This window comes from Dyadobacter jejuensis (assembly GCF_003149085.1).
GTDB lineage: Bacteria > Bacteroidota > Bacteroidia > Cytophagales > Spirosomataceae > Dyadobacter > Dyadobacter jejuensis.
This window is the reverse complement of the sequence record NZ_QGDT01000003.1, coordinates 204,544-229,720: the sequence shown is the minus strand read 5'-3', so window position 1 is coordinate 229,720 and position 25,177 is coordinate 204,544. Positions and strand designations below refer to the sequence as shown.

Sequence of the window (25,177 nt, the reverse complement as noted above, 5' to 3'; positions counted from 1 at the left end):
CCATTCAATTTTCCGTAAGTGGCACAGGACCATGGCTTTAATTTTCGAAACGAAGATGCTTGACCGACTCTCCTGATCTTGCCAATTCGGTGAGGGCCTCTATTCCAATATCCAAATGTTTCTGTACGTAATTGGACGTTACTTTCTTGTCGCTTTCCTCGGTCTTAACGCCTTCGGGAACGAGGGGATTGTCCGACACCAGTAATAAGGCACCATGTGGAATGGAGTTGGCAAAGCCTACGATAAAAATAGTTGCCGTTTCCATATCAATGGCCATAGCTCTTATCTCCCTCAAATATTCCTTAAAGGCGTCGTCATGCTCCCATATTCTCCTATTGGTGGTATAAACGGTCCCAGTCCAATAGTCCATTTGATGCTTGGCAATACTAGCCGAAACCGTACTTTGTAGGCGGAAAGAGGGAAGAGCCGGAATTTCGGAAGGCATATAGTCGTCGCCGGTGCCCTCACCTCTGATAGCCGCAATGGGCAATATCAGGTCTCCTATCTGCGTCTTCTTAAGCCCGCCGCATTTACCCAAAAACAATACAGCCTTCGGTTTGATGGCCGAAAGCAGGTCCATTATCGTAGCCGCTAACGGGCTTCCCATCCCAAAATTTATAATGGTAATATCGTTGGCAGTGGCGGTTTGCATGGCCTTTCCCGTGCCTCGAACGGGCACGTCAAACTTTTCGGCAAACATCTGGACATAATTGATAAAGTTGGTCAGCAAAATATAATTGCCGAATTCTTCTATTGGAGTCCCCGTATACCTGGGCAACCAATTCTCTACGATTTGTTCTTTAGTGGTCATATAAAATAAGTTTCTTGAAATTAAACGGTCGATAAGTATCTTCGTAGTATGATTAATCTGAACCTCCCCCCCTATCCCTATAAAGTAAAGCAGGTGGATGGGAAATCCTTTATTTTTGACATTATACGAAAAAAATATGTTAGTCTTACTCCTGAAGAGTGGGTTCGCCAACATTTTATACATTTGCTGATCACCCATTACCATTACCCAAAGGCTCTTTTCGCCATAGAAACTGGCCTGCGCTATAACAAAATGGCCCGTCGCTCCGATATACTGATTTTAGCCCGCGATGGCTCACCTTATCTGCTTGTAGAATGCAAGGCTCCAGATATAAAAATTTCGGATGCCACCTTCGCTCAGATTTCCCGGTACAATTTTACGATACAGCCCAAATTTTTGGCCGTCACCAATGGACAGCAACATTTTTGTTTTCAGGCCCTGCAGGGGCAAATTAATTATCTAGACGACTTCCCGGCCTACACGTAGGAGTTGCTGGAATACCAAACAGAGGCCCACAAAACTGGTTTGGGGCCTCTGAATCGTAAGGTGTCTGGCTTTACTTGGTGGCTACTAGGTTCACCTCAATTGTAAAATCATCATAAATCATTTTATCGCCCAAATTGTCGAAAAACGACTTCGAATTGTATTTGATATCGTACTTAGACCGGTCGACCACCAAGGTTCCTTTGGCTGTGGCTCCCGTTGGCGATGGAGTAACTGTAACTGGGAAAGTAACTGGTTTGGTGATTCCCTTAATTGTTAAGTCGCCGGTAACATTGAACTCATTCTTCCCCTTAGGAGTGGCTTTCGTCAATACAAAAGTTGCCGTTGGGTGCTTCTCCACCGAAAAGAAATCGTCAGATTTCAAATGTCCAATCAACTTGGCGTTATAATCAGCATCCTTCAGGTCCGTACAAACCATATTGGTCAGGTCGGCTACAAATTTCCCAGCCACCAGCTTAGTACCGTCCATGGTGAGCACTCCTTCTTTAATGCCAATGGTGCCAAAATGCTCCCCAGTAACTTTTTTGGCATGCCATTTCAACTCGCTTTTGGTGGCATTCACCTTGAATTTCACTTCCTTGACCACCTTATCGGCCATCACACCTGAAGATACAAATAATGCTAAGGCAAATGCTGCCAATTGGGTTTTGATAGTTTTCATTGAAAATTAAATTGATTGTTAAATAATTAGTTAGGTGAAAAAGTGTATTACGACGGATTGGCATGGCTTCCGGCGATGGCATATTCAATGAACTCGATTTCAGGGCCTATGGGTGGTGAATCCCTGCCGATTGTCAGCAAGCGCACGCCTTTTCCTTCGTAATACGGTTATTAGGTTTGTTATGAAGATTTTCTCATTTTATCTAAAAGATCGCAGATGGTATTGGCTTCTTCAGGAGTGATATTCCCTAAGTCAAGCTCCAATTTTTCAACTTTTGGATCCATTTCAGCTAATATTTTTTTACCCTTAGTCGTTATAATTACGTCTACAGCCCGCCTATCATTAGAACATGCCGTTCGTTCGGCAAGCCCTTTTACTAGAAGCTTGTCGACCAGCCTCGAAGTGTTGGAACTCTTATCCAACATACGCTCCGAAATATCGCTTACTCGGATCGGCTGCCCCTGCTGTCCCCTCAATATCCTGAGCACATTGTACTGCTGTAAGGTCAAGTCATATTCCCTAAAAAGATCCATCTGCCTGTATAAGAGCCAATTAGACGTATAAACCAAATTGATGGCTAATTTTTGATAAGGATTTTTGAATGACTTTTGCTTAATATCCGTTTCTATTGACATGGTGTTGGTATTTTCTAATGTATCAACATTTATTGTAAGAACACATAAATCGTTTCTTTTGGTTCCTGCACGTATAAAAAAATTGCAACGCTTTATGACCTCCCTGCCCATCTCTATGCCGAGCCATGAAGTAAAGAGCCAGACATTTTACATCCCATGAGTTTTGGTTATCTTGGTGCGATATAAAAATGATCATGATATGTTCCCTTTAGTAAAACCCCTTTTATTGGCTTCCAATTCGCCCAGGCGAAAAGAATTGCTGACTTTATCGGGATTTGAGTTTGAAGTTAAGTCGTTTGAGACAGACGAATCGTACCCTGGCGATCTGCCTTCGGTAGAGACTGCCCGGTATATATGCAGAAAAAAGGCTGATGTTGTTCAGGGCAAATTCCCACATCAGCTTATCCTGACGGCCGATACCGTGGTGATACTCCATGGGGAAGTCCTCGGTAAGCCTGGCACCATGGAAGAGGCCAGAAAGATGCTGCAAGCATTGTCGGGACAGGCCCATCGGGTTACCACGGCAGTGTGCCTGATCGACGACCTGGATATCATCGAATTCGAAGACAGTGCGACTGTCTGGTTCAAGAAACTCACCGACCATGAAATTGAATTCTATTTAAACCATGGCCACCCTACCGACAAGGCCGGAGGCTATGGAATACAGGAATGGATTGGCATGACAGGTATTCAAAAAATCGAAGGCTCCTACTATACCATCATGGGATTACCCACACATTTGGTATACGAGCGTTTATTACCATACAGTCTCCTATCCACTACTCGAAATTGAACCATCATAAAGGCGACATGACCATCAACAGTCCCAAAATCTGTTATGAAATATTTGTGCGCTCCTTTTGCGATTCAAATAATGACGGTATAGGCGATATTCAAGGCATTACTTCAAAATTGGACTATCTGCAGGACTTAGGGATAGAGGCCATATGGCTCACTCCCATACATCCTTCCCCGAGCTATCATAAATACGATGTCATCGACTACTATGCCGTAGATCCTGAATTTGGCAGCCTCGACGACCTCCGCACATTAATTCGAGAGGCTCATCGCCGCCATATTGCCGTGATCTTGGACCTCATCATCAACCATACCAGTACACTACATCCGTGGTTTTTGGAGGCTCAGAAATCCTCAGACAATCCTTTTAGAGAATATTATTGGTGGAAGAACGACCAAGAAATCGAGGCACTAGGAATTGCCACCAGGGATATATCCGACGACTCTCAGGAAGTTTCTCCATGGCACGAGATTCCGAACGATCCCCAAAAGTATTACGGATTATTCTATAAAGGCATGCCCGACCTTAATTTCCATTCCCAAAAACTTAGACATGAATTTGTGGGAATTATGAAGTTTTGGTTAACGGATATTGGAGTCGATGGATTCAGAATTGATGCCGCTCGTCATATCTTCCCCACTTGGGAGAGTGCGCATAATCGAGCTTTCTGGTTCTTTTTTAAGGAAACCGTTGAAAGTTTAAAGCCAACAGCCTTTACGGTTGGAGAGATTTGGGCCGGAGCGTCGGAGATCGCTCCTTACTATAAGGGGCTACATGCCACCTTTAACTTCGACCTGAGCTTTGCCATCCAAGAACTCCTAATAACCGAAAATGACCCGGGGCTCATAAACACCTTACTAAAAACACATGCCCTCTATGAACAAACCAACACGGGATATATAGATGCCATCATGTTGACCAATCATGACCAGGAAAGGATTGCCAGTGTGGTAGGCGGTGATACTAAAAAAATAAAATTGGCGGCATGCATCCTCCTGACACTGCCCGGACAGCCTTATCTATACTATGGGGAGGAAATAGGAATGCTAGGAACCAAGCCAGACCCGGAGATTCGTGAGCCTTTTATATGGAGCAATAACCCTGCGGACCCTGCAGTGCCCCGGTGGAGTGAAATCAAACACAACGGACCAGCATCCACCAAGGCCCTTAGCGAGCAAATAGTTGACCCCAAGTCAGTATATTCGCATTATAAGGAATTGATAGCCCTAAGACGGAGCTTAACCACTTTAGGCCAAACCACTGCCCGAGACCTTGAAAGTGTAAACTTAAAAAACGATTCCTTACTAGCTTTTTCAAGGGGCCCAGTATCCGATCGACTACTGATCATACATAATTTAAGTGGCAAGGCTATTTCAACCCGTTTACCGCTCCAGTACTCCGTAAGAGAAGTGGTATGGAGCCACCAGGCCTATTGGAACTCCACGGCCAAACGGGTGCAACTGAGGCCTTATGGAAGCTTAATAGTACTATGTAATCCAAAATAGACTCCTAACAATCATACCATAACTTAGTAGAAAAGGACAATATCGGACTTCATGTAATAAGTATGTCGCATAAAACTTATAGTACTTCTGGTTTGAAATCTACGTGGCCTATGCTTAAGTTAAAAAAGTTACTTATAATCAGTTTATTGATCATCCCAAATCAAGATGGAATGGCACAAAATAATTTTCCAACCTTAGGAACCATCCTCATAGAGGATCCCACCTTACAGCAATTCCTGGATCCCCAAGCCAAAGTAGAGGTGTTGGCCTCTGGATTTAAATGGTCGGAAGGTCCGGTATGGGTCAAAGACGGAGGTTATTTACTATTCTCGGATGTACCAGCCAATACCATCTATCGGTGGAGTGCGCAAGATGGGCTGTCCCATTTCCTATCTCCCTCGGGATATACTGGGCTGGGAACTTACAGCGATGAGCCTGGCAGTAATGGACTCATTATCAATCGTGAGGGTGAACTGATAGCCTGTGAGCATGGGGACCGTCGGCTGTCGTCGATGTCGCTGACGGTTGGAGGAAAAACGACCCTCGCCGACCGGTACCAAGGCAAGCGCTTCAACAGCCCCAATGACGTCGTTCAGCACAGCAGCGGAAGCTATTATTTTACGGACCCACCCTATGGATTGGCTCAAAAGCATAAAGACCCGAGTCGTGAAACCCCGATTTTCGGAGTATATCGAGTAAATCCTGCCGGTCAGGTCAGCGTGGTGATTAAAGACCTAAATCGGCCCAATGGCCTAGCCTTTTCACCAGACGAAAGCCATCTGTATGTGGCGCAGTCGGACCCGGAAGCGGCTAAATGGATGGCCTATCCCGTTAAGCCAAATGGGGAGCTAGGTATAGGGAAAATAATATTGGATGCGACTCCGGCCCTCAAGAGTAACGCACTCAAGGGTTTACCGGACGGCCTCAAGGTAGATAGAGCCGGCAATCTATGGGCATCGGGACCTGGAGGTTTATGGATTATTTCGCCTCAAGGTAAGCTTTTGGGACGGATTGACTTAGGGGAACTCACCTCCAACTGTGCCTGGGGGGATGACGGCAGCGTTCTGTATCTAACCGTTAACGGATATTTATGTCGTATTCAGACTAGAACCCGCGGAGCGGGCTGGTAGACCAACCCTTGGGGGAATACAAAATAATAAAAAAAGACGATCCCAAAGTCCTAGGGATCGTCTTTTTTTATTCTATTTCAGCCCTCTGGTGGCCAATAAAGTCTGCTCGACTTCTTTTTTTACGGCTGGCCAGTCGGCCCTACCTTGCTTATATATACGGGTATAAGCCTTGTATAATATCAGCTTATTGTCGTCGAGTCTACTTAACTCACGAGCCAATTGATCGCGCTCATTGGCACTTGCCATTTTATATTGCTGGGCATACTGGCTCCAGGTTTTATCTATGATATTAATTTCATAAAGAACGACCTCTCCCAATTGATCCATTTCCTTATACTGGTCAACAATTTTTTGATTGTAAACCTGCAAAGCATTATCCGTCGCAGATACCTTAGGTGGAGCCGGCATTGGGGGCATGACGCCCATCTTTTGGTCATAATTTTTGCTATAAGCCACTCCGGAAGTATCCACTCCGGAAGTATCCACTCCGGAAGTATCCACTCGGGGAGTATCCACTCGGGGAGTATCTACCCGCGCCATCGCAGGGGCGATTGGCCTGGCCAGGTCGGTTACTACGCTCGTACTATCAGAATTGTATTGGGTGGCAGCAGGAAGACTAGTAGCTGTGGTTTGAGAAAGATAATCTTCGTGTGTGTTGGTAGTAACCTTATCTTCCGATTTGGTAAGTGTACCTTTTATATTTTCCAAGCTCTTACATCCTATGGTAGCGGAAGTAAGGGCCATTAGAAATAATAATTTAGAGTTTGTGTGCATTGTTTCCTGATTAAAAGTTGTGACGAAGTCCGACACTTAGGTTCGGATTGAAGTAAGCGAGTTTGGGAAGGACCTCCAGATAGCCTCCACCCTCTATAAAAAAGGAAGTCGGCTGAGCGGCAAAGAAAAACTCTACACCGATAGTTCCTGACGGACCGGTCGAAATGGTTTTCTCATACACCTTTTTGTTGGATGGCTCTGGATAGTATCTACGCGAGTTAATTTGCGCCCCCACCCCGCCGTAGGCGATCATGCGGTCGTTCATCATGGGTACATACCACAGATAGGTGGCATTAAGCATTAGGCCAATACTGGCATATTCACCCTTACGGTATTGTTTACCTTTTTTAAGTAGACCCGTGTAGGTTCCTAGGCTTACATCCAAGGCATTCTGATCGCCATATTTACGCAGACTCACGGCATTGGGCTCCCCTATTTCGAAACCTACGGCCCATTTTTGGGTTTGAGCTTGAGCGGAAGTCCCACCAAACCCCATCGCTATTACGAGAAGAGCAAAGTATTTTTTCATATTAAAATGTTTTTAGTCCGTACATATTCCTATAACCTGAAGCATATACGTGATGAAGAATTAATTCAAATTGGTTCAAAAATCGTGCCAATATACAGGATTCACAAAAAAAGTTGGAATAAAACGGTCATTATTTAGGCAAGTCCCTTTAATATTCGCTACGTAGGATTCGGATTGATGCTTATCGATTACTCAGTTTTTATTTATTACCTTGGTGGGTTTGTAAATTCTTCCTAATATTGAAACCAAATTCAATACTATACCAATTCAAACGCTAGTGGGCCAATCTAAAAAAAGTCAGATATTTAATTCTAAAGACCTTATCGCATATTTTCTAGTAGCCGGCACCGGAGCCATAGTTCAGTTGATTTGCAGCAGTTTAATACAAGATTGGTTTAACCTTAGTTTCCAACAATCCATCTGGCCTTCCTACATGTTATCGTTCGTAGTGGGCTTTACCTTAACCAAACTTTTCGCATTCGACGCCCGTCGCACCAATCAGACCCGTCGTGAGATGGTCAAGTTTTTGATGGTAGCCATATTCTCCGGTTTTGTTACGGACCTGGGCACGCGCATCGCCTACTATTTCTCGAACGCTTACTTTCAAGTATACACGTACGTGCTACCAGGGTCGAGTAAAGAGGTCAATATCAACGAGATGGCCTGCTACATTTTTGGAATGGGTTGCAGCTTTATCAGTAATTATATTCTGCACAAGACCTTTACCTTCAAAAGCACCGGTTTTTACGACCGATTAAAAGTCTTGATTAAATAGGGCGGCAGGGCCTCATGCATGATTTTCGAGGATAATTTCCACACTATTGGTTCAGGTATTCTACAATAACGGCTGAGCCACCACCTCCTCCATTACAGATAGCAGCGAGGCCAAATGGACCATTTTTATGGTGGAGAACCGATAAAAGGGTCGTTAGAATGCGTGCACCGGAGGCACCTAGTGGATGCCCTAAAGCAACCGCTCCTCCAAATACATTCATACGGTCAGGATTGATTTCAAGCTCCTGCATATAGGCCAGGGGCACCACGGAAAAGGCTTCATTGACTTCGAAAAAATCGATATCATCGAGCTTCATACCTGCCTTTTTTAAGACTTTATGAGTAGCCAGTATAGGCGTGGTCGTAAACCATTGCGGGGCTTGTTCTGCATCTGCATAAGCCACAATTCGGGCCACAGGTTTTAGTCCTAGCCGCTTCACGTCGCTACCCGATGCCAGCACCATAGCGGCAGCACCATCGTTAATGGTCGATGCATTGGCGGCGGTGACAGTACCAGCTGCCGAAAAAGCCGGCTTAAGCAAAGGTATCTTATCAAATTTAACCTTTTTGTATTCCTCATCCTCCCCCACAACGATCTGCTGTCCTTTTACCTGATAAGTTACCGGAACTATTTCATCCTTAAAATACCCTGCTTCATGAGCCTGAGCGCTTCGCGTATACGATCGTATGGCGTATTCATCTTGCTGTTCCCTGCTGATATGGTATCGGGTTGCCGTATTGTCGCCACAAACCCCCATGCCCATTTGGTCATACACATCGGTAAGGCCGTCTTTTAGGAGCCCATCCACTACTTCTCCATGACCAAATCCATAGCCCGAGCGTGCCTTGGGAAGATAATACGGTATTTGCGACATAGACTCCATACCTCCAGCCACCACCACCTGCTGGTCGCCGAGTGCGATCGACTGGGCCCCAAACATCACGGCTTTCATTCCCGAAGCACACACTTTGTTGACCGTCGTGCAGGAAACAGCATCCGGTAATTCGGCAAATTTGGCTGCCTGTCGGGCGGGAGCCTGTCCTAAATTGGCCGAAATGACATTGCCCATCAACACTTCGTCGACGGCACTATCGGCCACGCCGGCCTTGGCCAATGCCCCCCGAATAGCAACCGCCCCAAGCGTGGTGGCTCCTATGCTAGACAATACGCCGTTAAAGCTCCCAATGGGCGTTCTTGCAGCCCCTAGTATATATACCTCTTCTATTCTTTCCATATCCGTATCAATATAAAATTGAAAAAATAATTAGGTCAATTTAAGAATACCCTTGGAACATTTCAAGTAACCAAGGGTATTCATTAAACAGTAGCGGATGTATTAGGGTTCCTCCTTGACCCACCAGGCGTCAGTACTTACATATCGTCAGGAAGTTTGTCGTATTCCTGATTCCAGGCATACTTACCAAATATAACGAGACCGGCACAGATCGGGATAAATATAAGTATAATGATCCCCCACTGAAGGCTCGTATTGGTCCTATCCATACCTACGGGCGCAGCTCCGATTTTATCGATGGCCTGCTGTAGTAAAAAGATGATAATTAAGGGTCCAAGAGCGATCCATATTAGGCCTAAATATTTTTTTAACTGATTCATAAGTTCATTTATTTTAATAAAAAAATTTGATATCCTTTCCTTAATCCATAACGGTTTTATCCACCTTATTGGAAATATATACCGCCCCAATCAAGAAGGACAAAGCGGCCACTCCAATAGGGTACCATAGGCCCGATAGGGGCGTAGAACCATTAAATGAGGCAATAAGGGTGGCGATAAAGGGGACTAATCCTCCAAAAACCCCATTCCCTATATGGTAAGGTAAGGACATGGAAGTATACCGTATTTGGGTGGGGAAAAGCTCCACCAAAAATGCCGCAATCGGCCCATAGACCATCGTCACCAACAGTACCTGAAAGAATACGAGTGCAATGAAAATGATGTACATATTTTGTGGCAATCGTACTTCTGATATCACGGTTTTCACCTCTGGCATAGGGGCCAACACATCCTCAGGTGTTACGGTAATCATCTCTTCTGTAAAACTGATACCTCCTTCCAAAGTCTTAAACTTACGTACCGTCACCAAAGAGTCTGAAGTACCACTCACATAACCCCGATCCGTCTCGATCTTAGAAGTATGATGAGCCTCGGTATTTTGAAGCTCAATAACATTGGTAGAATCTAAGAAATACTGATAAATGGGCCTATAACATAGTACCCCCAGCAACATCCCTGTTAGCATGATCCATTTTCGACCAACCTTATCGCTCCAGGCTCCAAAAACCACGAAAAAGGGTGTTGCGAACAATATGGCCCAAAGCAGAATATACCTCGATTCATTAAAGTCGAGCTTACAGGTATTCTCTAAAAACGATTGGGCATAAAATTGACCCGTGTACCAGATCACCCCTTGCCCCATAGTTGCCCCAAACAAGGCCAATAACACCATTTTAAAATTGGCCTTCTTTTGAAAGCTCTCTTTTAAAGGGTTAGCCGAGATTTTACCCTCGCTTTTTAATTTTGTGAATACGGGCGACTCATGCATTTTCATGCGGATATAAATCGACACGCCCACCAAGAGTATAGATAATAGGAAAGGTACTCTCCATCCCCATTCACTAAAAGCCTCGTTACCGATAAGCTCCTTAGTTACCAAAATAACTCCCAAAGACAAGAACAGGCCTAAGGTGGCGGTAGTCTGAATCCAACTCGTGAAAAAACCACGACGACCCGCCGGAGCATGCTCGGCTACATAGGTGGCCGCCCCTCCATATTCACCCCCTAGGGCTAAGCCCTGAACCAGCCGTAGCAGAAGCACCAAAATAGGAGCCGCATAACCTATGCTCGAATAAGAAGGTATGAGGCCGATCAAAAATGTAGATCCCCCCATGAGCACTAACGTCAATAAAAAAGTGTATTTACGGCCAATCAGGTCGCCAAGACGACCAAACACCAAAGCCCCAAAGGGACGAACAATAAAGCCAGCAGCGAAGATCGCCAAGGTATTGATCAAGGCAGAGGCACCAGCATCCGATGGAAATAATTGCTGACCAATAATGACGGCCAAGCTCCCAAAAATGTAGAAATCGTACCACTCGATTAAAGTGCCCAAGGAGGAGGCGGCAATAACTTGAGTGATTCCTTGTGAAGAACCTGAAGAATTAGAACGCATGAAAAATTGAGGATTGTTTAATGTTTAGGAATAGAATTATTAAAAGACAATAAAGGCTTTTTCAAGCAGAAAAGTATCATATTTGCCTACAATACTCATATGAAAAGCATTAAAAGGCTATATTTAAAATCCATTAATGACCGAGGGCATTGAGCCAACTCTGCACGAATGGAGTTAATTTACTCAAAACGAACCGCTTACAGCTATTAAGCTCGAAAGAAAATTTCCAATAAAAATGAATATTATCAAAATATTAAAATCAGGCAACTGCTGCCTTGCCCTCCTTATTCTATTGACCCTTACCCCCCAGATTGCCCCCAAGGCTATGGCCCAAGGGACTGTTTCTGAAATGTTGGTAAAGCGAACTGCCAACTTTGGCATTGATGGACTGGGCACTTCGGACTTATGGAACCAAACGACCTGGACTACCATGCTCCCACAGAATGGACCCTACAAGGGAACATCTATAAAAGGCCGGAATACCCGGGTGAAAATGATGTATTCTGAAACTGGAATTTATTGCCTGTTCAGCTGTGAAGATAGCCTACTGACGGCGAGTCTTACCGAAGACTTTGCCGAATTGTACAAGGAAGATGTTGTAGAGGTATTTCTATGGCCCGACCAGGCGTATCCCGTCTATTTTGAATATGAACTATCCCCTTTGGACTACGAACTGGTGTTAATAATCCCGAATCTAAAGGGGAAATTGCGGGGGTGGGCCCCATGGAACTACAAAGACGACCTCAAAGTTCAACACGCCACTTCCATTACCGGGGGGGAGAAAAAATCGGGAGCACGCATACAAGGCTGGATCGCCGAGTTCTTTATTCCCTATAAGCTTTTGAACCCGCTGTTACAATCCAAGCCTCAGCCTGGACAAAAGTGGAAAGGGAATTTTTATAGGATAGACTATGACAAGAATACCACCCACTTTAGCTGGAATCCTACCCGAGGAAATTTTCATGACTACGAAAGATTTGGCACCTTAATTTTTGAATAAATATGCGAAGCAAAAACAACTTTTTAAAATTACTTTACCTACTTACCTTATTTAGCGTTATGTCCGCAGAAGCCCAGAATAACACCACTAACATCAAAGACCGACTCTATATTGGTACTTATACTCAGAAGGGAGCAGGCATTTATGTATATGAATTCAACCCTGAAAACTATAAAACACGCCAGATTCAAGTATTAGAATCGAAAACTAGCCCTTCATTTTTGGCCATACACCCCTCCAAACGCTTCCTATATGCCGCTAATGAAGGCAATAATACGGTAGCATCCTATCGCATAGACCCTTCGACGGGCGAGCTAGCGGCCCTGAATGCAAAGCCTTCAGGAGGGTCTGGCCCCTGCCATGTCAGCCTTGATCCAAAAGGTAAGCTGCTCTTTATCTCCAATTACGGAAGTGGCAGCTTGGCAGTTTATAGCCTGCAGAACGACGGCCAGGTGGGCCAACTCATCGATACGGTTCAAAACCCTACTTTGAATGGCAAAAAGCCGCATATGCATTCGATTATACCATCGGCTGATGGGCGCTTTATATATGCCTCCGATTTGGGTAATGACCGCATCTACCTATACGACGTCGATGCAGCGAGTGGAAAAATCCACCCCGGACAGCAGCCTTTCGTAGCGGTTCAAGCGGGTGATGGGCCTCGCCACTTTACCCTTCACCCCAATGGTCAATATGCCTATTCGGCGGGGGAGCTCAATTCAGTGGTCAATGTGTTCAGCGTTCACCCCACTACAGGAGCACTAAAGGCTATTCAACGAATCAGCATGCTTCCTAAGGATTATTCTGAAAAAAGCTCAGCAGCGGACATCCATATTTCGGCGGATGGAAAGTTTCTCTATGCCTCTAATAGGGGGCACGAAAGCCTGGTAATATATGAGGTCGATGGAAATACCGGATTACTTAAGACCCTCGATTTTCAAAACTCCGGAGGTAAACATCCAAGAAACTTCTTTTTAGACCCCAAAGGAGAATTCTCCATTATCACCAACCGAGATACCGACAATGTCGTACTGTTCAAGCGGAATCGACAGTCTGGCTTACTGCAACCCACCGAATGGTCTCTATCCATTCCTACTCCCGTATTTGTAACCCAGATGAGCCTAGATTAATTTTAATCCAGAGCTAGCAAAAGTCTAAAAGCGAAATATCGGTTATCAAGCCAGATATTTCGCTTTTAGTTTTTAGTTCATTCCTGACAGTTCCGTTCAATAGGCTTTACGACCGCCTCTTCCTTGGGCTGTAGCCAACCGGCTCGAGGCGTAAGCCTTTTTCCTGATACTGAGATATTGGCTAGTTTCTAGCAGACCCACTGAACACTATTTCTTTTCGATGGTAACCGACACCGTGTAATCGGACAGTTCGGGGGTAGCGGAGGTCTCAGGATAGGGCATAACCTCGGAAACCCTTAGCAGGTACCCCTGGCCATTCAAGTTAAAAGAAACGGAATTTTTAGTTTTATCGGCTCCACTAAAATCTAAAGCCACTTCCGTTTCCGACTGCGCATCATACACCTTAAACCTCAGCGCGGCCGATCCAGCCCACACACAATTGACATTCACTGGGCAACGGCTATCGTTAATGGCGACAAGCTCCACCTGTAAGGTATTGCCCGTGGTACGTACCGAGGTCCTATGAGAGGCTGACACCTTTTCGACCTCTAAATCGGGTAGAGGAACGGCTTCGTTTTCATTCTTCTCACAGGCTGCTAAGCTTAAGAATAAAAATCCGGCTATAATGAATCTTTTCATAATCGTCAGTGCTTTAATATTTCTACTAGGAGTTGTTTGGACCTTTAATGGTTGGAAAAGTTTAATAGAAATTTCATTTATTTCATGCTAACGCCTCCATTCAGGTTACTATTTTTATGATTTTTATCACTCTACAGACATCGTCTTAAGAAAATTTTGGGATATTTTGTTTTACCCAATTAAAAGCAGAAATTGCGCGCCCAATTTTCAAAACCTATATCATGAGCCCAATTTCATGTGGTATCGATTTCGGTACTTCCAACTCCAGTATAGCCTTAGCCGATGCGAACCAAGTATCGCTCGTCGAGACAGAAGCTGGCCAATATACCATTCCAAGCGCCATGTTCTTTCTTAGAAAAGACAACACTGCCTTTTATGGTAGGGAGGCCATGGAACTATTCTTATCCAAACGTCCTGGACGCCTCATGCGCAGTTTGAAAAGGGTATTAGGAACACCTGTTATGCGACAAGGAACCATGGTGAATGGGGAGGTCATGAAATTCGATCAGATCATTACGGCATTTCTTGAAAAAATAAAAACAAAAGCTGAACTCCAGGCGGGCCGAGAGCTAGAGGCCGTTACTATGGGCCGCCCTGTACATTTCACTGACAATAACCCCGAGGCCGATCGCCGCGCCGAGGATGAGCTAAAAGCCATTGCCAATCGGCTAGGATTTAAATCCGTAAGCTTTCAATTTGAGCCTATTGCCGCCGCTTTTGCACATGAAAATGGACTTACTTCCGAAAAATTAGCCTTGGTAGTCGACCTTGGAGGTGGTACTTCCGACTTTACCGTCATTAAGCTATCGAACAAAAACTTAAGAAAACCGGACCGATCCTCCGATATCTTAGCCAATACCGGGATTAGAATCGGAGGCAACGATTTCGATAAAGACCTGAGCCTGGCTGCCATTATGCCAATTTTGGGATATAGAAGTACCTATGGGGTTAAAAACCTGGAGGTCCCCCCCTATCACTACCACGACCTTTCCGAATGGAGCAAGGTAAATATGCTATATACCAATCGGATTGTATTTCAAGTAAAACAACTCCTTTTCGAATCGCATGATAAGACGAAGTACAAGCGTCTGTTGCAGGTACTCGAAGAGGAAACGGGACATTCCTTGTTGGCTGCCACCGAAGAAACCAAGATTGCCCTCACCAATGAAGAGCAGTTCCAAACATCCTTTGCTTTTTTGGATCCGGAGCTCTCCGCCGAAGTAAAGCGCCAAACTTTTAATACGGCTATTGACGGAAGGGTCCAAAAGATTAGCCAAACCGCCTTGGAATGTGTCAAAAACGCCGGTACCACACCCGACCAAATTGAACTCGTGATTCTCACGGGAGGCACTACTGAAGTTCCAAAGGTCCAGCAACAATTTCAAAACCTGTTTCCCAATGCCGAGGTGTCGGGCGAAAACAAACTATCGAGCGTAGGCTTGGGACTCGCTTATGACAGTCGAAATAAATTTGGATGATAGCAGCCTACGGCCCTCTTCAGCGCCAATTAGTCGATAACCTGTCCATCTTTTTCAAGACGAACGATATTCTGTTGTTCGTCTTTTTTTAATTTTACTTCATAATATTTGGATTGATCATCCCGGGTCACTCGAAAGGCTTCTTCAATTTTCCAACCATCAAAACTCGACGAATTCAAGGTACTCTTTACGGCCTCAGGCAACTCATCAATACGAATCGACACCCTTTCTCTTAATGCGTGAGAAGTAAGGTCGTGCCGATTATAGTGCTGATCGGCCAAAAGTGTGCCACTTGAAACGAAAATTAAAAGAGTTAATAGGTATATATTTTTCATTGGATTGATTCTGTAAAATTAAAATAACAATGTGAATAGGGATATAAACTTAATGAAGATGCCAGATATTTCCATAAGTATCGGGGTGTCTTTTAAACTCTGCCAATACATATGGACATAAGGGCCTCACTTTAAGCCCGTCGCCAGTGGCATGGGCTACCATATGGTCCAACAGCAGTTTGGCCTTCCCCTTTCCTGCAAAAAGAGGATCCACTTCAGTGTGTAGAACCGTGAGCAGCTTCTCTTTTAAGAGTATCTTCATTTCACCAATCTGCTGGTCGCCCTCATACAAGAAAAAGCTACCATGCCCCCTTTCGTCCAGATCTAGAATTACACGTTCTTGGCTCATAAGTATAAAATAAAACTGTTTTCATCATTATATTAGGTAAGGAACGGTATTTTAGCTAAAGTTATCCAATTTGTATCTCATTTAAATTATTTTTACCCAAAAACCATGCGGCTACCGCTAAAAAATAAATTACACCCCCGTGAGTTTTTCCGAATTAAACGGATGAAAGAGGTCATTAAAACCACGCGTCCACATGGTCATAAAGACTATTTGGAGATGATTTTTTTGACCGAAGGTGCTGGCTTACATCATATAGATCTCCATACTTTCACAGTCACTCCCAACCATTTATACTTCGTATTGCCTGGTCAGATCCATAGCTGGGAGCTCACCGAGATTCCCAAGGGCTACGTTATCATGTTTCAAAAAGATTTCCTTTTGGAGACCAATCTTTACGAATGGTTATTTCAAAAATTTCCTCAACCGTTGCAAAATTGCTATAACCTCAGTCCTATGCTAGCCGATTTTGTTTCCATATTTAACCAAATGGAGCAAGAACACCTTCATGAACAAGCACATTATCACGAGATAATTCAGGCCTTAGTAATCTTGCTTTTTAGCAAACTACGGCGGCTCGACTCCAGTAGTTGGGGCTCAATTACTTCAAATACGATACAACAATTCTTTATGCTGCTTTCAGAGAGATATCATGAACAGAAAGATGTGCAAACCTATGCCGATTTGCTCAACATTACCAGCCGAACCCTGAACAACGCCTGCAAAAAGTATCTTAACAAAACAGCGAGTGAGGTAATTTCTGAGAAAATATTACAAGAAGCGAAAAAAAGACTTCTATACTCTGATGCCAACTTAGCCGACATAGCTTTTGAGCTCAATTTTACTGATCCTTCACATTTCAACAAGTTTTTTAAGCGACAAACAGGCGTTTTACCTGGAGTATATCGGAAAGGAATTTCCTAAATATACCAGTTAAAATACGAATACGACCATTCTGGAGGAAAGCGGACCATTAATTTTGTTAAAACGAAAATTATAATGGTATTCAATCCAATGAGCCGCAAACTTAAAGTCTATCCATGAAAAAAAGTATTCTATTCCCGTTGTTATTTTTATTGAGTTTCAGCATCTTCGCCCAGAATCGAACTACCCTCAAAGGACGTGTGATCGACCAGCAAGACCAGTCCCCCCTTCCCTTTGCCTCGGTAGCAATATTCCTTAGTGGGGATTCCACCCTTGTGAACGGAACCCTCTCCGACAGTCTTGGCTATTTTCAGATTGAACGAGTGCCTAAGGGGAGTTACTATCTCGAAGTAAATTATATAGGCTATTTGAGCCATCGCTCTACCACCATCCTGCTGAATGGAACGAGCCCCAATATGGAACTACCTGCCTTACAAATCGAACCGAGTACTGTTCGTTTGAATTCAATAGTCATTCAAGGCCAAAAAGAACTCATTACCAACAAAATTGATAGGCAGGTCTTCCAGGCCAACCAATTTCTAGGAAGCCAAGGGGGCACAGCTCTGGACGTCATTCGCAACACGCCATCGGTGAGCATCAATGCCGAGGGACAAATATCCCTTCGGGGATCCTCTGGCTTTTTGGTACTGATCAATGGCCGCCCCGTGCTTACCGACGCTAGCACCATATTGAGCCAACTACCGGCCAACGCTATCGAAAATGTAGAAATTATAAGCTCACCTTCGGCCAGTAACGATCCTGACGGAAAAGCGGGCATCATTAACATCCAGACGAAGCAGTCGACCAAGGACGATCTTTCCATAATGGCCAATATACAGGGCGGATTGCCTTCGGTAAAGACCTATGACAACCTTCGTAACCCACAACGCTATGGCGCCGATGTAACCATGAACTTTCGCAACAAAAAGTGGGACATCAGTGTGGGGGGCAATTTCCTAAGAAATGACTTAACAGGGCGTAGGGTTGGTGATGTCAATACGACCATCGACGGCGTCTTTACCTCGTTTCCATCTGTAGGCGAAAGAAGCTTTAAAAAATATTCCTATACGGCACGGGGCCAGGCCAGCTATAGCATCAACACCAAAAATACCATTACTGGGGGCTTCTACCATGGCTATCGCTCCCAAGCCCGACGAGCCGATATCGTCTATAATAACACCAAGACCCTCCTTTCCACCGGAGAAAACGTGGGTCAAATCGACTATTTTAACAGTAATATTGCCGATAAATCGTCGAGAATCACTTTAGGGAATTTGGATTATACCCTCACCTTGAGTTCCAAGTCTAGCTTAAAACTCTCGGGATTGTTAGAACATGCCGATCTGCAAGGCCTCACCACCAACAGGAATATAGCAGAACCGAGTCGTTCGGAACTCCTACAATATACCGAAAACCCTAGTAGTAATCCGCTAACGGCCTATAGGGCGAAGGCCGATTATAGCCTAAAAGTAGGATCTGGCAAGCTTGAGACTGGATACCAGTTTCGCCACCAGCTCCAAAAGGGTAACTTTACTTATCTGCAGCAAAATCTGTCGGACGGTAGCTTTGTGGTAATTCCTGAGTTCAGCAGTTCCACTAGGGTTAGCAACGACATTCATGCGGTGTATGGACAATATAGCTCGAAATTCAATAAATTGGAATATGTGGCTGGTTTGCGCTATGAATACGCCAAGCGAGTATTTGAGGCCGACGGTATTACGCCCCGCCACCTCAACTTAAGCAACTTGTTTCCATCGGTTAACCTACAATATTCCTTAACTGAGCAACTGATAGCGAAAGCTTCTTATAATAAACGAATTCAACGGTCTACCAATAATGAACTTAACCCCTATCCCGAACGTGAACACTCCGAAACGCTCGAACAGGGCGACCCGGATATACTACCCGAAATGATAGACCAAGTCGAACTGGGTATCGTCAAAAACTATGATAAAGGCAATGTATTTTTGACGAGCTACTATCAGGGAGTCAATAACGTAGTAAACCGGGTAAACCAAGTATATAACGATACCATACTCAACCGCATTTATACCAACGCTGGCAAGGCCACAAAATGGGGACTCGAGATGGGAACGTCTACAAAAATTTCGAAATGGTGGCAAATATACGCCGGAGGAAATCTGTACCATTATCAAATCAAAGGCTCATTGTTCAATGACCAAGTAAAGGTTAACACTTCCAGCTGGGTATATAGTATCAATGCCAACACGACTTTCCAACCCACCAATTCCGTCACGATCCAAGCGGGGGTAAATTATTTATCCAAAAGGATTACCGCTCAAGGGGAAGACTCGCGGTTTGTATTGCCCAATCTTTCGGTTCGCAAAACCTTTATGGAGGGCAAATTGGTAGCCAATTTGCAATGGCAGAACATTGACATGGGGCTGTTCGGAACGAACCAACAAAGAATAACCACCTCGGGCACCAACTTTTTCACCACAACCAATTATATTCAAGAAACTGATATATTCATGATCAATCTTTCTTTCAATCTGAATAGCCTTGGCAAAAAAGCCAACTTGCCGTCCAGTGAATTTGGTGATCGTGAATTTTAATCAATGAATCTGCAACGTTTACGCAATATATTTACCATTTACTCATTCAGTCACAATTAAATGGTCTTAAACTTGATTAGCCATTCCTAAAGTATGATCTTTGGGAATGGCTTTTTATTAACGGTCGTCGACTACTCACGGAACATTTTGTTTCATGACACTACTCAACCCTTCCTAAACAATCAAGAACGAGCATAGAAATGAATAGTATATTTAGAATTCTATATGTTACTAATCTTTTTATTGCCTTATACCTACTGCTCATCAGCTGTAGGCATTTGGCTTATGGCGAATCCGAACAGGGTATCATAATTATTACCTTCGCCAAATGCCTACTCCTCTTAGCATTTACAATGGCTGGTGCTATGATCAACAAAGTGGCAGGCAAATGCTTGGTGGGCGCGAGCCTCAATATTTTGCCCTGGATCCTGGTATTGCTGTTCAGTCTGGTGGCCTAGCAGATATGACCTTCGGTAATTTTTTATACTCAAACAAATAGAGTATTATTGCTGACATACGGTCTCTTAGCTTTGCCCCACCATGATAAAAGCAGCTCTCGCAATACTATCAATCACCTTCCTTATTAGCTCCTGCCGTACTACGGATAAGGAGGCGATAGTCACTACACGCGATACGACCATCACGGTAAGCAATGCCTATTCAGAGCTTTTTTTGGATAGTTCCCAAGTTGCCGAGTATAGCAAATTCACCTCGGCCGAAGATAGCATCCGACTCCTGAGCTTCTACAACCAAAGGAACTTTCAGATGGCCTGGTTTTTCCCTGACGGTATGTCCGAAGTCGTCACCAGTTTTTTGAGCATGCAACTCGACTACCTGCATTATTCTGGCGACAGCTCCTTATACAACCCAGCCCTCCTAGCCTCCATTGAGGCCTTGGAGGAGTTGGAACGTATAAACCCTAGGGATAGCAACATAATCCATACGGAACTGGCACTCACAAACCAGTTTTTCAAATACAGTCAAAAAGTCTATAACGGGGACGCTCAGCTGGATGTTCATGAACTGAACTGGTATATCCCTCGCAAAAAATTGGACCTGACCGCTTTTCTGGATTCTTTGATCCTAAACAACGGTAAGGATGTGGCCCGGTACGAGCCGATAAACATCCAATATAATTTACTAAAGAACAAGCTATCGGAATGTTATGCCTATGGGGATAGGCACTGGGTAACACTTTCGATCAAGAAAGTGCTAAAAATAAAGGATCAGGATCCGGTACTCCGCCATATCAAAGACCGGATGTATTTCTATGGCGACCTGCCCCATCCCGACACTACGCAGCTTTTCGACTCTACCATGTTGCAGGGTGTCAAGCGCTTTCAAAAAAGAATGGGACTAAGGCAGGATGGAGAAATAGGCCCGGCTTTTATGCGAGAAATAAATGTACCCTTGACTACTAGAATTCAGCAGATTCTCATCAATATGGAAAGAATGCGCTGGCTTCCTCCTACCCCTACTTCCGACTACCTGTTAGTTAACATCCCCGAATACACGCTGCACGTCTATGAACAGGGACAATTGGCCTTCAATATGGCGGTAGTAGTGGGTTCACAGGCTCATAGCACGGTCATATTTTCAGGAAACGTTAGCCAGATCGTTTTCAGTCCCTACTGGAACATTCCAAATAGTATATTGAAAAATGAAATATTACCTGGAATACGGCGTAACAGGAATTACCTAGCCAAACATAATATGGAATGGGTGGGCAATAGAGTACGCCAAAAGCCAGGGGTTAGGAACTCCCTCGGATTGGTCAAATTCTTGTTCCCAAACAGTTATAATATATACTTACATGACACGCCCTCCAAAAGTCTTTTTTCAGAATCCACTCGAGCCTTTAGCCATGGTTGTATTCGGCTCTCTGAACCCACACGATTGGCCGAGTTTCTGTTACGAAAAGACAGTCTGTGGACTCCTGCACGCATAGAAGAGGCCATGCAGGCCGGTAAAGAGAAATATGTGGCCCTACCAAAACAGGATCAAGTTCCGGTATTCATAGGGTATTTCACTTGTTGGGTCGACCAGGAAGGTGAATTGAATTTCCGAAGAGACATCTATGGCCATGATCAAAAAATGGCCAAACGTCTTTTTAAAGAGGCCGTCAAAAATGGAACTGAATAGCCCTATTAGGAATTCAAGGCAAGGTTCAATAAAGCACGACCTCTAGGGCTTAAGGACAGGCGAACGGCATAGTCCCGGCCCACGTCGCTCATCTTAGCCCATGTTTTCCTTAAAATAGAAACCATCTTATCTTCAGAATGTTTCTCGAGTAGGTCGTCGTATTGATATTGTAGAAAAACAAGACAAAGGGCGTCCTCAATGGTCTGTACTTCCTGGTTCTGCTTAATCTTCTGCTTGAGTACTATGGAGGTCACTTCCTTAATTTCAGCTTCTGAATACCCCACTGCCGAAAGGATTTCAGACGCAATTTGCGCATGGTACTTCCCTAGGTCACTCCGCCATTTCAAATACCCCAGCCGACCATCGGGATAACTCTTCCTGGCTATGGCCCATCTTCCTAAGTGCTGGCAATGGGCGGCCAGCATCAACTGATCCGAGGCATCGGGTTTCAACTTACGTACCCACTCGGATCTCATAAGGGCAAATAAGTACTCTTGTGGCCAACGTTGTCCCTGATGAATGATCATATTCGGGTCCCGACGGTTGTATTCGTCAAATCGGGCGATGGCATCTTCAAATTTCTTCATTGGTAGCGCGTATTAAAAGTTCAATATTAAAGAACTTATAGCTCAATATTGACAAATCAGCCGTTTAATTTGTAAATTTATACGAGAACCAGCATTTTGATCTCATACTATTTCAACCTTCGTTATTCCTGCACTACATTTTGAAATCCCTAATCATCAATCTATGCTTGCTCTCGGTTCTGTTCTGGTGCACCCACTGCTTCTCACACCGCACCAAAACCGACCCTACCCCCTCTGGTGACACGCTGGTTGGAGTCCCTATCCCGGAGCACCCCGATTTCGTACTCGACACGACGCGCACCAGTGACACCGATAGCCTGTTAGGGGCTAGCCAGAGGTTTGGTACCCAGCAAATATTCGAACTATCGGAACTGACCCATATGGATGGGCAATATTCCCAACAGCCAGACTTTTCTGGAAAGTCAACCACTTTAGGTTTTACGTTTGTAGCTCCACATCCCGATACGATGAGCCGTAGACCATTTATTCTGATATTACATGAAGGGGCCTTGCTTTTTGGAGATCGGGGGCTAGAACTGGAGAAAGCTAAGCTCCTTGCCCAAAAAGGATTTGCCGTCGCTACCATCGATTACCGACTGGGCTTTGCTGGAGGCTCTCAGCAGGATGCCTGCGGAAGTAATAGTCAGGAAGTCGCAAAGGCTATTTATAGAGCTACCCAAGATACCTTTACTGCCTTACATTTCTTTCTGAGTCAATCCGAGCAATTTGGCCTCGACAGCGCTCAGGTTTTTTTGGCAGGAAGTAGCGCCGGTGCTATCGTAATCGCCTCCTTGGCATATATGACCGAGCGAGACTTTTCGTCTCTATTCCCAGGCATTTCGTCTGTACTAGGGCCATTAGACGCCCTTCAGGCCCATCGACAATTCAAGCTCCGCGGCTTACTTACCACAACAGGATTCGCCCTACCGGTTAGCAACCAATTTCGAGCCACAAATGCCCGACCAACGCTATTCTTTCAGAAAGAAAAAGACGATATTTTACCCAATATCCTAGGTCCCCTTTTCGGTTGTAATCATTATTTTAATTGTATAGGCTCCGACAGCCTGTCTAAAAAACTGGCCGAACATGGCATTGCCACACAATTGAACATTGAAACGGGCCAAGGCCATTTACTGGCATTCCCTAACCAGTATATCGTAGACCAATATGCCGCCTTTATCCGAAGATTATGGAACAAAGACTATAGACAACGGATCTATAAGGACTACGACCTGATGATGGACCAACCTTACTGAGGAATTCGTGCTTTATGCTTTTTTAGTAAAGCTATTTCTGGCCATTTCATGGTATACCGTTCTATATACCTATAAGAAAAATGAGATACGACGATCGTCAACACAACATTCACCACCAAGATGGAACCATGGGTGATTAGATGCCCCCATTCGAATCTATAAAGGACTTTTTGAACCAATAACTGCACAGGCAGATGCCACAGATAAAGGGAAAAGGAAATGTCGCCCAGGTAGGTTATCCAAGTCCTTGAGGCCCAGCTTAGGCGACTACTCCATAAAAGCAGAGCTAAGAACAAAAGGGCTAGGATCCACCCGGCTTCTAATGGTCCATGCCCAATTTTATGACCCGTCAAATACTTCCAAATAAAAACTACTAAGATGATCAAAAGAACAAGACCGTTCCCGAACACCCGTAATAACCTTTCCTTAATTGGCTTATTGACGAAGATAAACCCTATGCCAATCCCAAATAGGAAGTTCCACATCATGGGGTCGGATAATAGATAAAAAACGGGTAGTAATCGGCGGCTATTATAACGAGCAGAAAAGGGCTCCACACCAAAGCCCTGAGGCAATGCAAACTGTAGGAGCAAAAATAGGGCAAAAAACATCAGCCATTTTATTCTTCCGAAAAGAAGGCTCACAGCTACCAATAAGTAAAAATAAAACTCATAATTCAGGGTCCAGCCTACCGGTAAACTAGCATATCCGTAAAACGGAGAATGAGTGGCGTTGAAGGGCTGAAATAACATACTTCTAGCGAAATTCTTAAGTAGATCGGGCTGCATCGCTGGTTGCCATATCAGATACAAATAGGCTATGGTGCTGATACAGTAAAGTGGAACTATTCTGATAAGCCTTTTCCTTAAAAACCGAATGGCCTCCTGCCTACCCCCCTCATTTTTTTGGGTGATATACACCATGATAAACCCACTAATTACAAAAAATAAGTCGACACCTACATAACCTCCATTAAATACTGTATCCAATGCATTCCGTAAAGCAGTATCCGTCACAAGCTCATTTTTGTAATGAAAAAACATAACAAACACGGCTGCGACGCCACGTAAAATTTGGACGATGGCAATTTGTTGCTTCCCTACTTTTTTTACCATACTCACTATTTTCGTATCGCAAAGATATACAACTCCAGGGCTATTCTATCGAATTGTTTGTATTTTTAGACATATTTACTACGACACACTACTAGCCCTTTTACGAGTGATCATTCCTTTAAATCACTTTGGTCTTCGGCAATCATTAGGGCATATTCCCACCGAAGCATTAAAGTAGCGCACGGAACAAACACCTACCAACGAGGTAAGAAATGATTGTAGGCAGAGGTATAGCAGCGGATAATAAATTCTATCTGGATAAATTTTCGGATATTTGCAGTTAAAATTTAAAAAGGCCTTCGGCAATGATCGAAGCCTTGTCATCAATAAGCAATT

The 25,177-nt window shown here is 44.3% G+C and carries 26 protein-coding genes; 13 read left to right on the top strand and 13 right to left on the bottom strand.

The genetic code is table 11. The features are described from left to right. Positions 1-37: 37 nt before the first annotated feature. Complete coding sequence (locus CLV98_RS07830) at positions 38-811, bottom strand: AMP nucleosidase (protein ID WP_109673761.1); 774 nt, start codon at positions 809-811, stop codon at positions 38-40. A gap of 48 nt (positions 812-859) precedes the next feature. Between CLV98_RS07830 and CLV98_RS07825 the strand changes: the two genes are divergently transcribed. Continuing rightward, positions 860-1,297: a type I restriction enzyme HsdR N-terminal domain-containing protein gene (locus CLV98_RS07825; protein WP_109673760.1), complete on the top strand. Its 438-nt coding sequence runs from the start codon at positions 860-862 to the stop codon at positions 1,295-1,297. Between the two features lie 70 nt (positions 1,298-1,367). Here CLV98_RS07825 and CLV98_RS07820 read toward each other — a convergent pair whose 3' ends face one another. Beyond that, positions 1,368-1,976, bottom strand: coding sequence for a YceI family protein (locus CLV98_RS07820; protein ID WP_109673759.1), 609 nt, complete (start codon positions 1,974-1,976; stop codon positions 1,368-1,370). Positions 1,977-2,155: 179 nt separating this feature from the next. Beyond that, positions 2,156-2,611 carry a MarR family winged helix-turn-helix transcriptional regulator gene (locus tag CLV98_RS07815; protein ID WP_109674018.1) on the bottom strand — a complete coding sequence of 152 codons (456 nt, stop codon included), beginning with the start codon at positions 2,609-2,611 and terminating at the stop codon, positions 2,156-2,158. Between the two features lie 199 nt (positions 2,612-2,810). Between CLV98_RS07815 and CLV98_RS07810 the strand changes: the two genes are divergently transcribed. From CLV98_RS07810 to CLV98_RS07800, 3 genes are all read left to right on the top strand, one after another. Next, a complete protein-coding gene (locus CLV98_RS07810; RefSeq protein WP_109673758.1) occupies positions 2,811-3,404 on the top strand; it encodes a Maf family protein in 594 nt (197 codons plus the stop codon). Beyond that, positions 3,401-4,915, top strand: coding sequence for an alpha-amylase family glycosyl hydrolase (locus CLV98_RS07805; RefSeq protein WP_229203259.1), 1,515 nt, complete (start codon positions 3,401-3,403; stop codon positions 4,913-4,915). Before CLV98_RS07810 ends, CLV98_RS07805 begins: the two co-directional genes overlap by 4 nt. Positions 4,916-5,085: 170 nt before the next feature. Continuing rightward, a complete protein-coding gene (locus CLV98_RS07800) occupies positions 5,086-6,045 on the top strand; it encodes an SMP-30/gluconolactonase/LRE family protein (RefSeq protein WP_109674016.1) in 960 nt (319 codons plus the stop codon). Between the two features lie 72 nt (positions 6,046-6,117). Here CLV98_RS07800 and CLV98_RS07795 read toward each other — a convergent pair whose 3' ends face one another. Both CLV98_RS07795 and CLV98_RS07790 read right to left on the bottom strand, forming a co-directional pair. Continuing rightward, positions 6,118-6,819 carry a hypothetical protein gene (locus tag CLV98_RS07795; RefSeq protein WP_146202246.1) on the bottom strand — a complete coding sequence of 234 codons (702 nt, stop codon included), beginning with the start codon at positions 6,817-6,819 and terminating at the stop codon, positions 6,118-6,120. Positions 6,820-6,829: 10 nt separating this feature from the next. Then, positions 6,830-7,348, bottom strand: a complete 519-nt coding sequence (locus CLV98_RS07790) for a hypothetical protein (protein WP_109673756.1) — start codon at positions 7,346-7,348, stop codon at positions 6,830-6,832. A gap of 277 nt (positions 7,349-7,625) precedes the next feature. On the opposite strand from CLV98_RS07790, the gene CLV98_RS07785 reads away from it, so the two are divergent. Then, entirely contained in the window at positions 7,626-8,123 is a 498-nt protein-coding gene (locus CLV98_RS07785) for a GtrA family protein (protein WP_109673755.1), read from the top strand. Between the two features lie 43 nt (positions 8,124-8,166). Here CLV98_RS07785 and CLV98_RS07780 read toward each other — a convergent pair whose 3' ends face one another. From CLV98_RS07780 to CLV98_RS07770, 3 genes are all read right to left on the bottom strand, one after another. Continuing rightward, positions 8,167-9,357, bottom strand: coding sequence for an acetyl-CoA C-acyltransferase (locus CLV98_RS07780; protein ID WP_109673754.1), 1,191 nt, complete (start codon positions 9,355-9,357; stop codon positions 8,167-8,169). Between the two features lie 137 nt (positions 9,358-9,494). Continuing rightward, positions 9,495-9,737, bottom strand: a complete 243-nt coding sequence (locus tag CLV98_RS07775) for a DUF6814 family protein (protein ID WP_109673753.1) — start codon at positions 9,735-9,737, stop codon at positions 9,495-9,497. 40 nt (positions 9,738-9,777) lie between these two features. Further along, positions 9,778-11,313 carry an MFS transporter gene (locus CLV98_RS07770; RefSeq protein ID WP_109673752.1) on the bottom strand — a complete coding sequence of 512 codons (1,536 nt, stop codon included), beginning with the start codon at positions 11,311-11,313 and terminating at the stop codon, positions 9,778-9,780. A 235-nt stretch (positions 11,314-11,548) separates the two neighbouring features. On the opposite strand from CLV98_RS07770, the gene CLV98_RS07765 reads away from it, so the two are divergent. Together CLV98_RS07765 and CLV98_RS07760 are read left to right on the top strand one after the other, a co-directional pair. Then, the gene (locus CLV98_RS07765; protein WP_229203258.1) at positions 11,549-12,313 is read left to right on the top strand and encodes a carbohydrate-binding family 9-like protein; all 765 of its coding nucleotides are present in this window, start codon (positions 11,549-11,551) and stop codon (positions 12,311-12,313) included. Between the two features lie 59 nt (positions 12,314-12,372). Next, complete coding sequence (locus CLV98_RS07760) at positions 12,373-13,443, top strand: lactonase family protein (RefSeq protein ID WP_109674014.1); 1,071 nt, start codon at positions 12,373-12,375, stop codon at positions 13,441-13,443. Between the two features lie 207 nt (positions 13,444-13,650). On the opposite strand, the gene CLV98_RS07755 is transcribed toward CLV98_RS07760, so the two are convergent. After that, a complete protein-coding gene (locus CLV98_RS07755; RefSeq protein ID WP_109673751.1) occupies positions 13,651-14,082 on the bottom strand; it encodes a hypothetical protein in 432 nt (143 codons plus the stop codon). Between the two features lie 221 nt (positions 14,083-14,303). Between CLV98_RS07755 and CLV98_RS07750 the strand changes: the two genes are divergently transcribed. Next, positions 14,304-15,560: an Hsp70 family protein gene (locus tag CLV98_RS07750; protein ID WP_109673750.1), complete on the top strand. Its 1,257-nt coding sequence runs from the start codon at positions 14,304-14,306 to the stop codon at positions 15,558-15,560. A 29-nt stretch (positions 15,561-15,589) separates the two neighbouring features. On the opposite strand, the gene CLV98_RS07745 is transcribed toward CLV98_RS07750, so the two are convergent. Together CLV98_RS07745 and CLV98_RS07740 are read right to left on the bottom strand one after the other, a co-directional pair. Then, positions 15,590-15,895, bottom strand: a complete 306-nt coding sequence (locus tag CLV98_RS07745) for a hypothetical protein (protein WP_109673749.1) — start codon at positions 15,893-15,895, stop codon at positions 15,590-15,592. A 49-nt stretch (positions 15,896-15,944) separates the two neighbouring features. Then, the gene (locus CLV98_RS07740; protein ID WP_109673748.1) at positions 15,945-16,244 is read right to left on the bottom strand and encodes a GNAT family N-acetyltransferase; all 300 of its coding nucleotides are present in this window, start codon (positions 16,242-16,244) and stop codon (positions 15,945-15,947) included. Between the two features lie 162 nt (positions 16,245-16,406). On the opposite strand from CLV98_RS07740, the gene CLV98_RS07735 reads away from it, so the two are divergent. The 4 genes from CLV98_RS07735 to CLV98_RS07720 all read left to right on the top strand — a co-directional run bounded on the left by CLV98_RS07735 (position 16,407) and on the right by CLV98_RS07720 (position 21,883). Then, positions 16,407-17,165: an AraC family transcriptional regulator gene (locus tag CLV98_RS07735; protein ID WP_229203257.1), complete on the top strand. Its 759-nt coding sequence runs from the start codon at positions 16,407-16,409 to the stop codon at positions 17,163-17,165. Positions 17,166-17,281: 116 nt separating this feature from the next. Then, positions 17,282-19,741 carry a TonB-dependent receptor domain-containing protein gene (locus CLV98_RS07730; protein WP_109673746.1) on the top strand — a complete coding sequence of 820 codons (2,460 nt, stop codon included), beginning with the start codon at positions 17,282-17,284 and terminating at the stop codon, positions 19,739-19,741. Between the two features lie 200 nt (positions 19,742-19,941). Further along, a complete protein-coding gene (locus tag CLV98_RS07725; RefSeq protein ID WP_109673745.1) occupies positions 19,942-20,199 on the top strand; it encodes a hypothetical protein in 258 nt (85 codons plus the stop codon). A gap of 82 nt (positions 20,200-20,281) precedes the next feature. Next, on the top strand, positions 20,282-21,883 hold the full coding sequence (locus tag CLV98_RS07720; protein WP_109673744.1) for a L,D-transpeptidase family protein: 1,602 nt from the start codon (positions 20,282-20,284) through the stop codon (positions 21,881-21,883). Positions 21,884-21,888: 5 nt separating this feature from the next. On the opposite strand, the gene CLV98_RS07715 is transcribed toward CLV98_RS07720, so the two are convergent. Further along, entirely contained in the window at positions 21,889-22,470 is a 582-nt protein-coding gene (locus CLV98_RS07715; RefSeq protein WP_109673743.1) for a DUF4202 domain-containing protein, read from the bottom strand. A 140-nt stretch (positions 22,471-22,610) separates the two neighbouring features. Between CLV98_RS07715 and CLV98_RS07710 the strand changes: the two genes are divergently transcribed. Then, the gene (locus CLV98_RS07710; protein WP_109673742.1) at positions 22,611-23,726 is read left to right on the top strand and encodes an alpha/beta hydrolase; all 1,116 of its coding nucleotides are present in this window, start codon (positions 22,611-22,613) and stop codon (positions 23,724-23,726) included. Here CLV98_RS07710 and CLV98_RS07705 read toward each other — a convergent pair. Beyond that, positions 23,720-24,841, bottom strand: a complete 1,122-nt coding sequence (locus tag CLV98_RS07705) for an acyltransferase family protein (protein ID WP_109673741.1) — start codon at positions 24,839-24,841, stop codon at positions 23,720-23,722. The two genes, CLV98_RS07710 and CLV98_RS07705, sit on opposite strands and share 7 nt — an antisense overlap. Positions 24,842-25,177 lie beyond the last annotated feature (336 nt).

Excerpts from the sequence above, each read along its gene's own strand:
- CLV98_RS07830 (WP_109673761.1), bottom strand. The coding sequence starts at position 811 with ATGACCACTAAAGAACAAATCGTAGAGAATTGGTTGCCCAGGTATACG.
- CLV98_RS07825 (WP_109673760.1), top strand. The coding sequence starts at position 860 with ATGATTAATCTGAACCTCCCCCCCTATCCCTATAAAGTAAAGCAGGTG.
- CLV98_RS07820 (WP_109673759.1), bottom strand. The coding sequence starts at position 1,976 with ATGAAAACTATCAAAACCCAATTGGCAGCATTTGCCTTAGCATTATTT.
- CLV98_RS07815 (WP_109674018.1), bottom strand. The coding sequence starts at position 2,611 with ATGTCAATAGAAACGGATATTAAGCAAAAGTCATTCAAAAATCCTTAT.
- CLV98_RS07810 (WP_109673758.1), top strand. The coding sequence starts at position 2,811 with ATGTTCCCTTTAGTAAAACCCCTTTTATTGGCTTCCAATTCGCCCAGG.
- CLV98_RS07800 (WP_109674016.1), top strand. The coding sequence starts at position 5,086 with ATGGCACAAAATAATTTTCCAACCTTAGGAACCATCCTCATAGAGGAT.
- CLV98_RS07795 (WP_146202246.1), bottom strand. The coding sequence starts at position 6,819 with ATGCACACAAACTCTAAATTATTATTTCTAATGGCCCTTACTTCCGCT.
- CLV98_RS07790 (WP_109673756.1), bottom strand. The coding sequence starts at position 7,348 with ATGAAAAAATACTTTGCTCTTCTCGTAATAGCGATGGGGTTTGGTGGG.
- CLV98_RS07780 (WP_109673754.1), bottom strand. The coding sequence starts at position 9,357 with ATGGAAAGAATAGAAGAGGTATATATACTAGGGGCTGCAAGAACGCCC.
- CLV98_RS07775 (WP_109673753.1), bottom strand. The coding sequence starts at position 9,737 with ATGAATCAGTTAAAAAAATATTTAGGCCTAATATGGATCGCTCTTGGA.
- CLV98_RS07770 (WP_109673752.1), bottom strand. The coding sequence starts at position 11,313 with ATGCGTTCTAATTCTTCAGGTTCTTCACAAGGAATCACTCAAGTTATT.
- CLV98_RS07765 (WP_229203258.1), top strand. The coding sequence starts at position 11,549 with ATGAATATTATCAAAATATTAAAATCAGGCAACTGCTGCCTTGCCCTC.
- CLV98_RS07760 (WP_109674014.1), top strand. The coding sequence starts at position 12,373 with ATGTCCGCAGAAGCCCAGAATAACACCACTAACATCAAAGACCGACTC.
- CLV98_RS07755 (WP_109673751.1), bottom strand. The coding sequence starts at position 14,082 with ATGAAAAGATTCATTATAGCCGGATTTTTATTCTTAAGCTTAGCAGCC.
- CLV98_RS07750 (WP_109673750.1), top strand. The coding sequence starts at position 14,304 with ATGAGCCCAATTTCATGTGGTATCGATTTCGGTACTTCCAACTCCAGT.
- CLV98_RS07745 (WP_109673749.1), bottom strand. The coding sequence starts at position 15,895 with ATGAAAAATATATACCTATTAACTCTTTTAATTTTCGTTTCAAGTGGC.
- CLV98_RS07740 (WP_109673748.1), bottom strand. The coding sequence starts at position 16,244 with ATGAGCCAAGAACGTGTAATTCTAGATCTGGACGAAAGGGGGCATGGT.
- CLV98_RS07735 (WP_229203257.1), top strand. The coding sequence starts at position 16,407 with ATGAAAGAGGTCATTAAAACCACGCGTCCACATGGTCATAAAGACTAT.
- CLV98_RS07730 (WP_109673746.1), top strand. The coding sequence starts at position 17,282 with ATGAAAAAAAGTATTCTATTCCCGTTGTTATTTTTATTGAGTTTCAGC.
- CLV98_RS07725 (WP_109673745.1), top strand. The coding sequence starts at position 19,942 with ATGAATAGTATATTTAGAATTCTATATGTTACTAATCTTTTTATTGCC.
- CLV98_RS07720 (WP_109673744.1), top strand. The coding sequence starts at position 20,282 with ATGATAAAAGCAGCTCTCGCAATACTATCAATCACCTTCCTTATTAGC.
- CLV98_RS07715 (WP_109673743.1), bottom strand. The coding sequence starts at position 22,470 with ATGAAGAAATTTGAAGATGCCATCGCCCGATTTGACGAATACAACCGT.
- CLV98_RS07705 (WP_109673741.1), bottom strand. The coding sequence starts at position 24,841 with ATGGTAAAAAAAGTAGGGAAGCAACAAATTGCCATCGTCCAAATTTTA.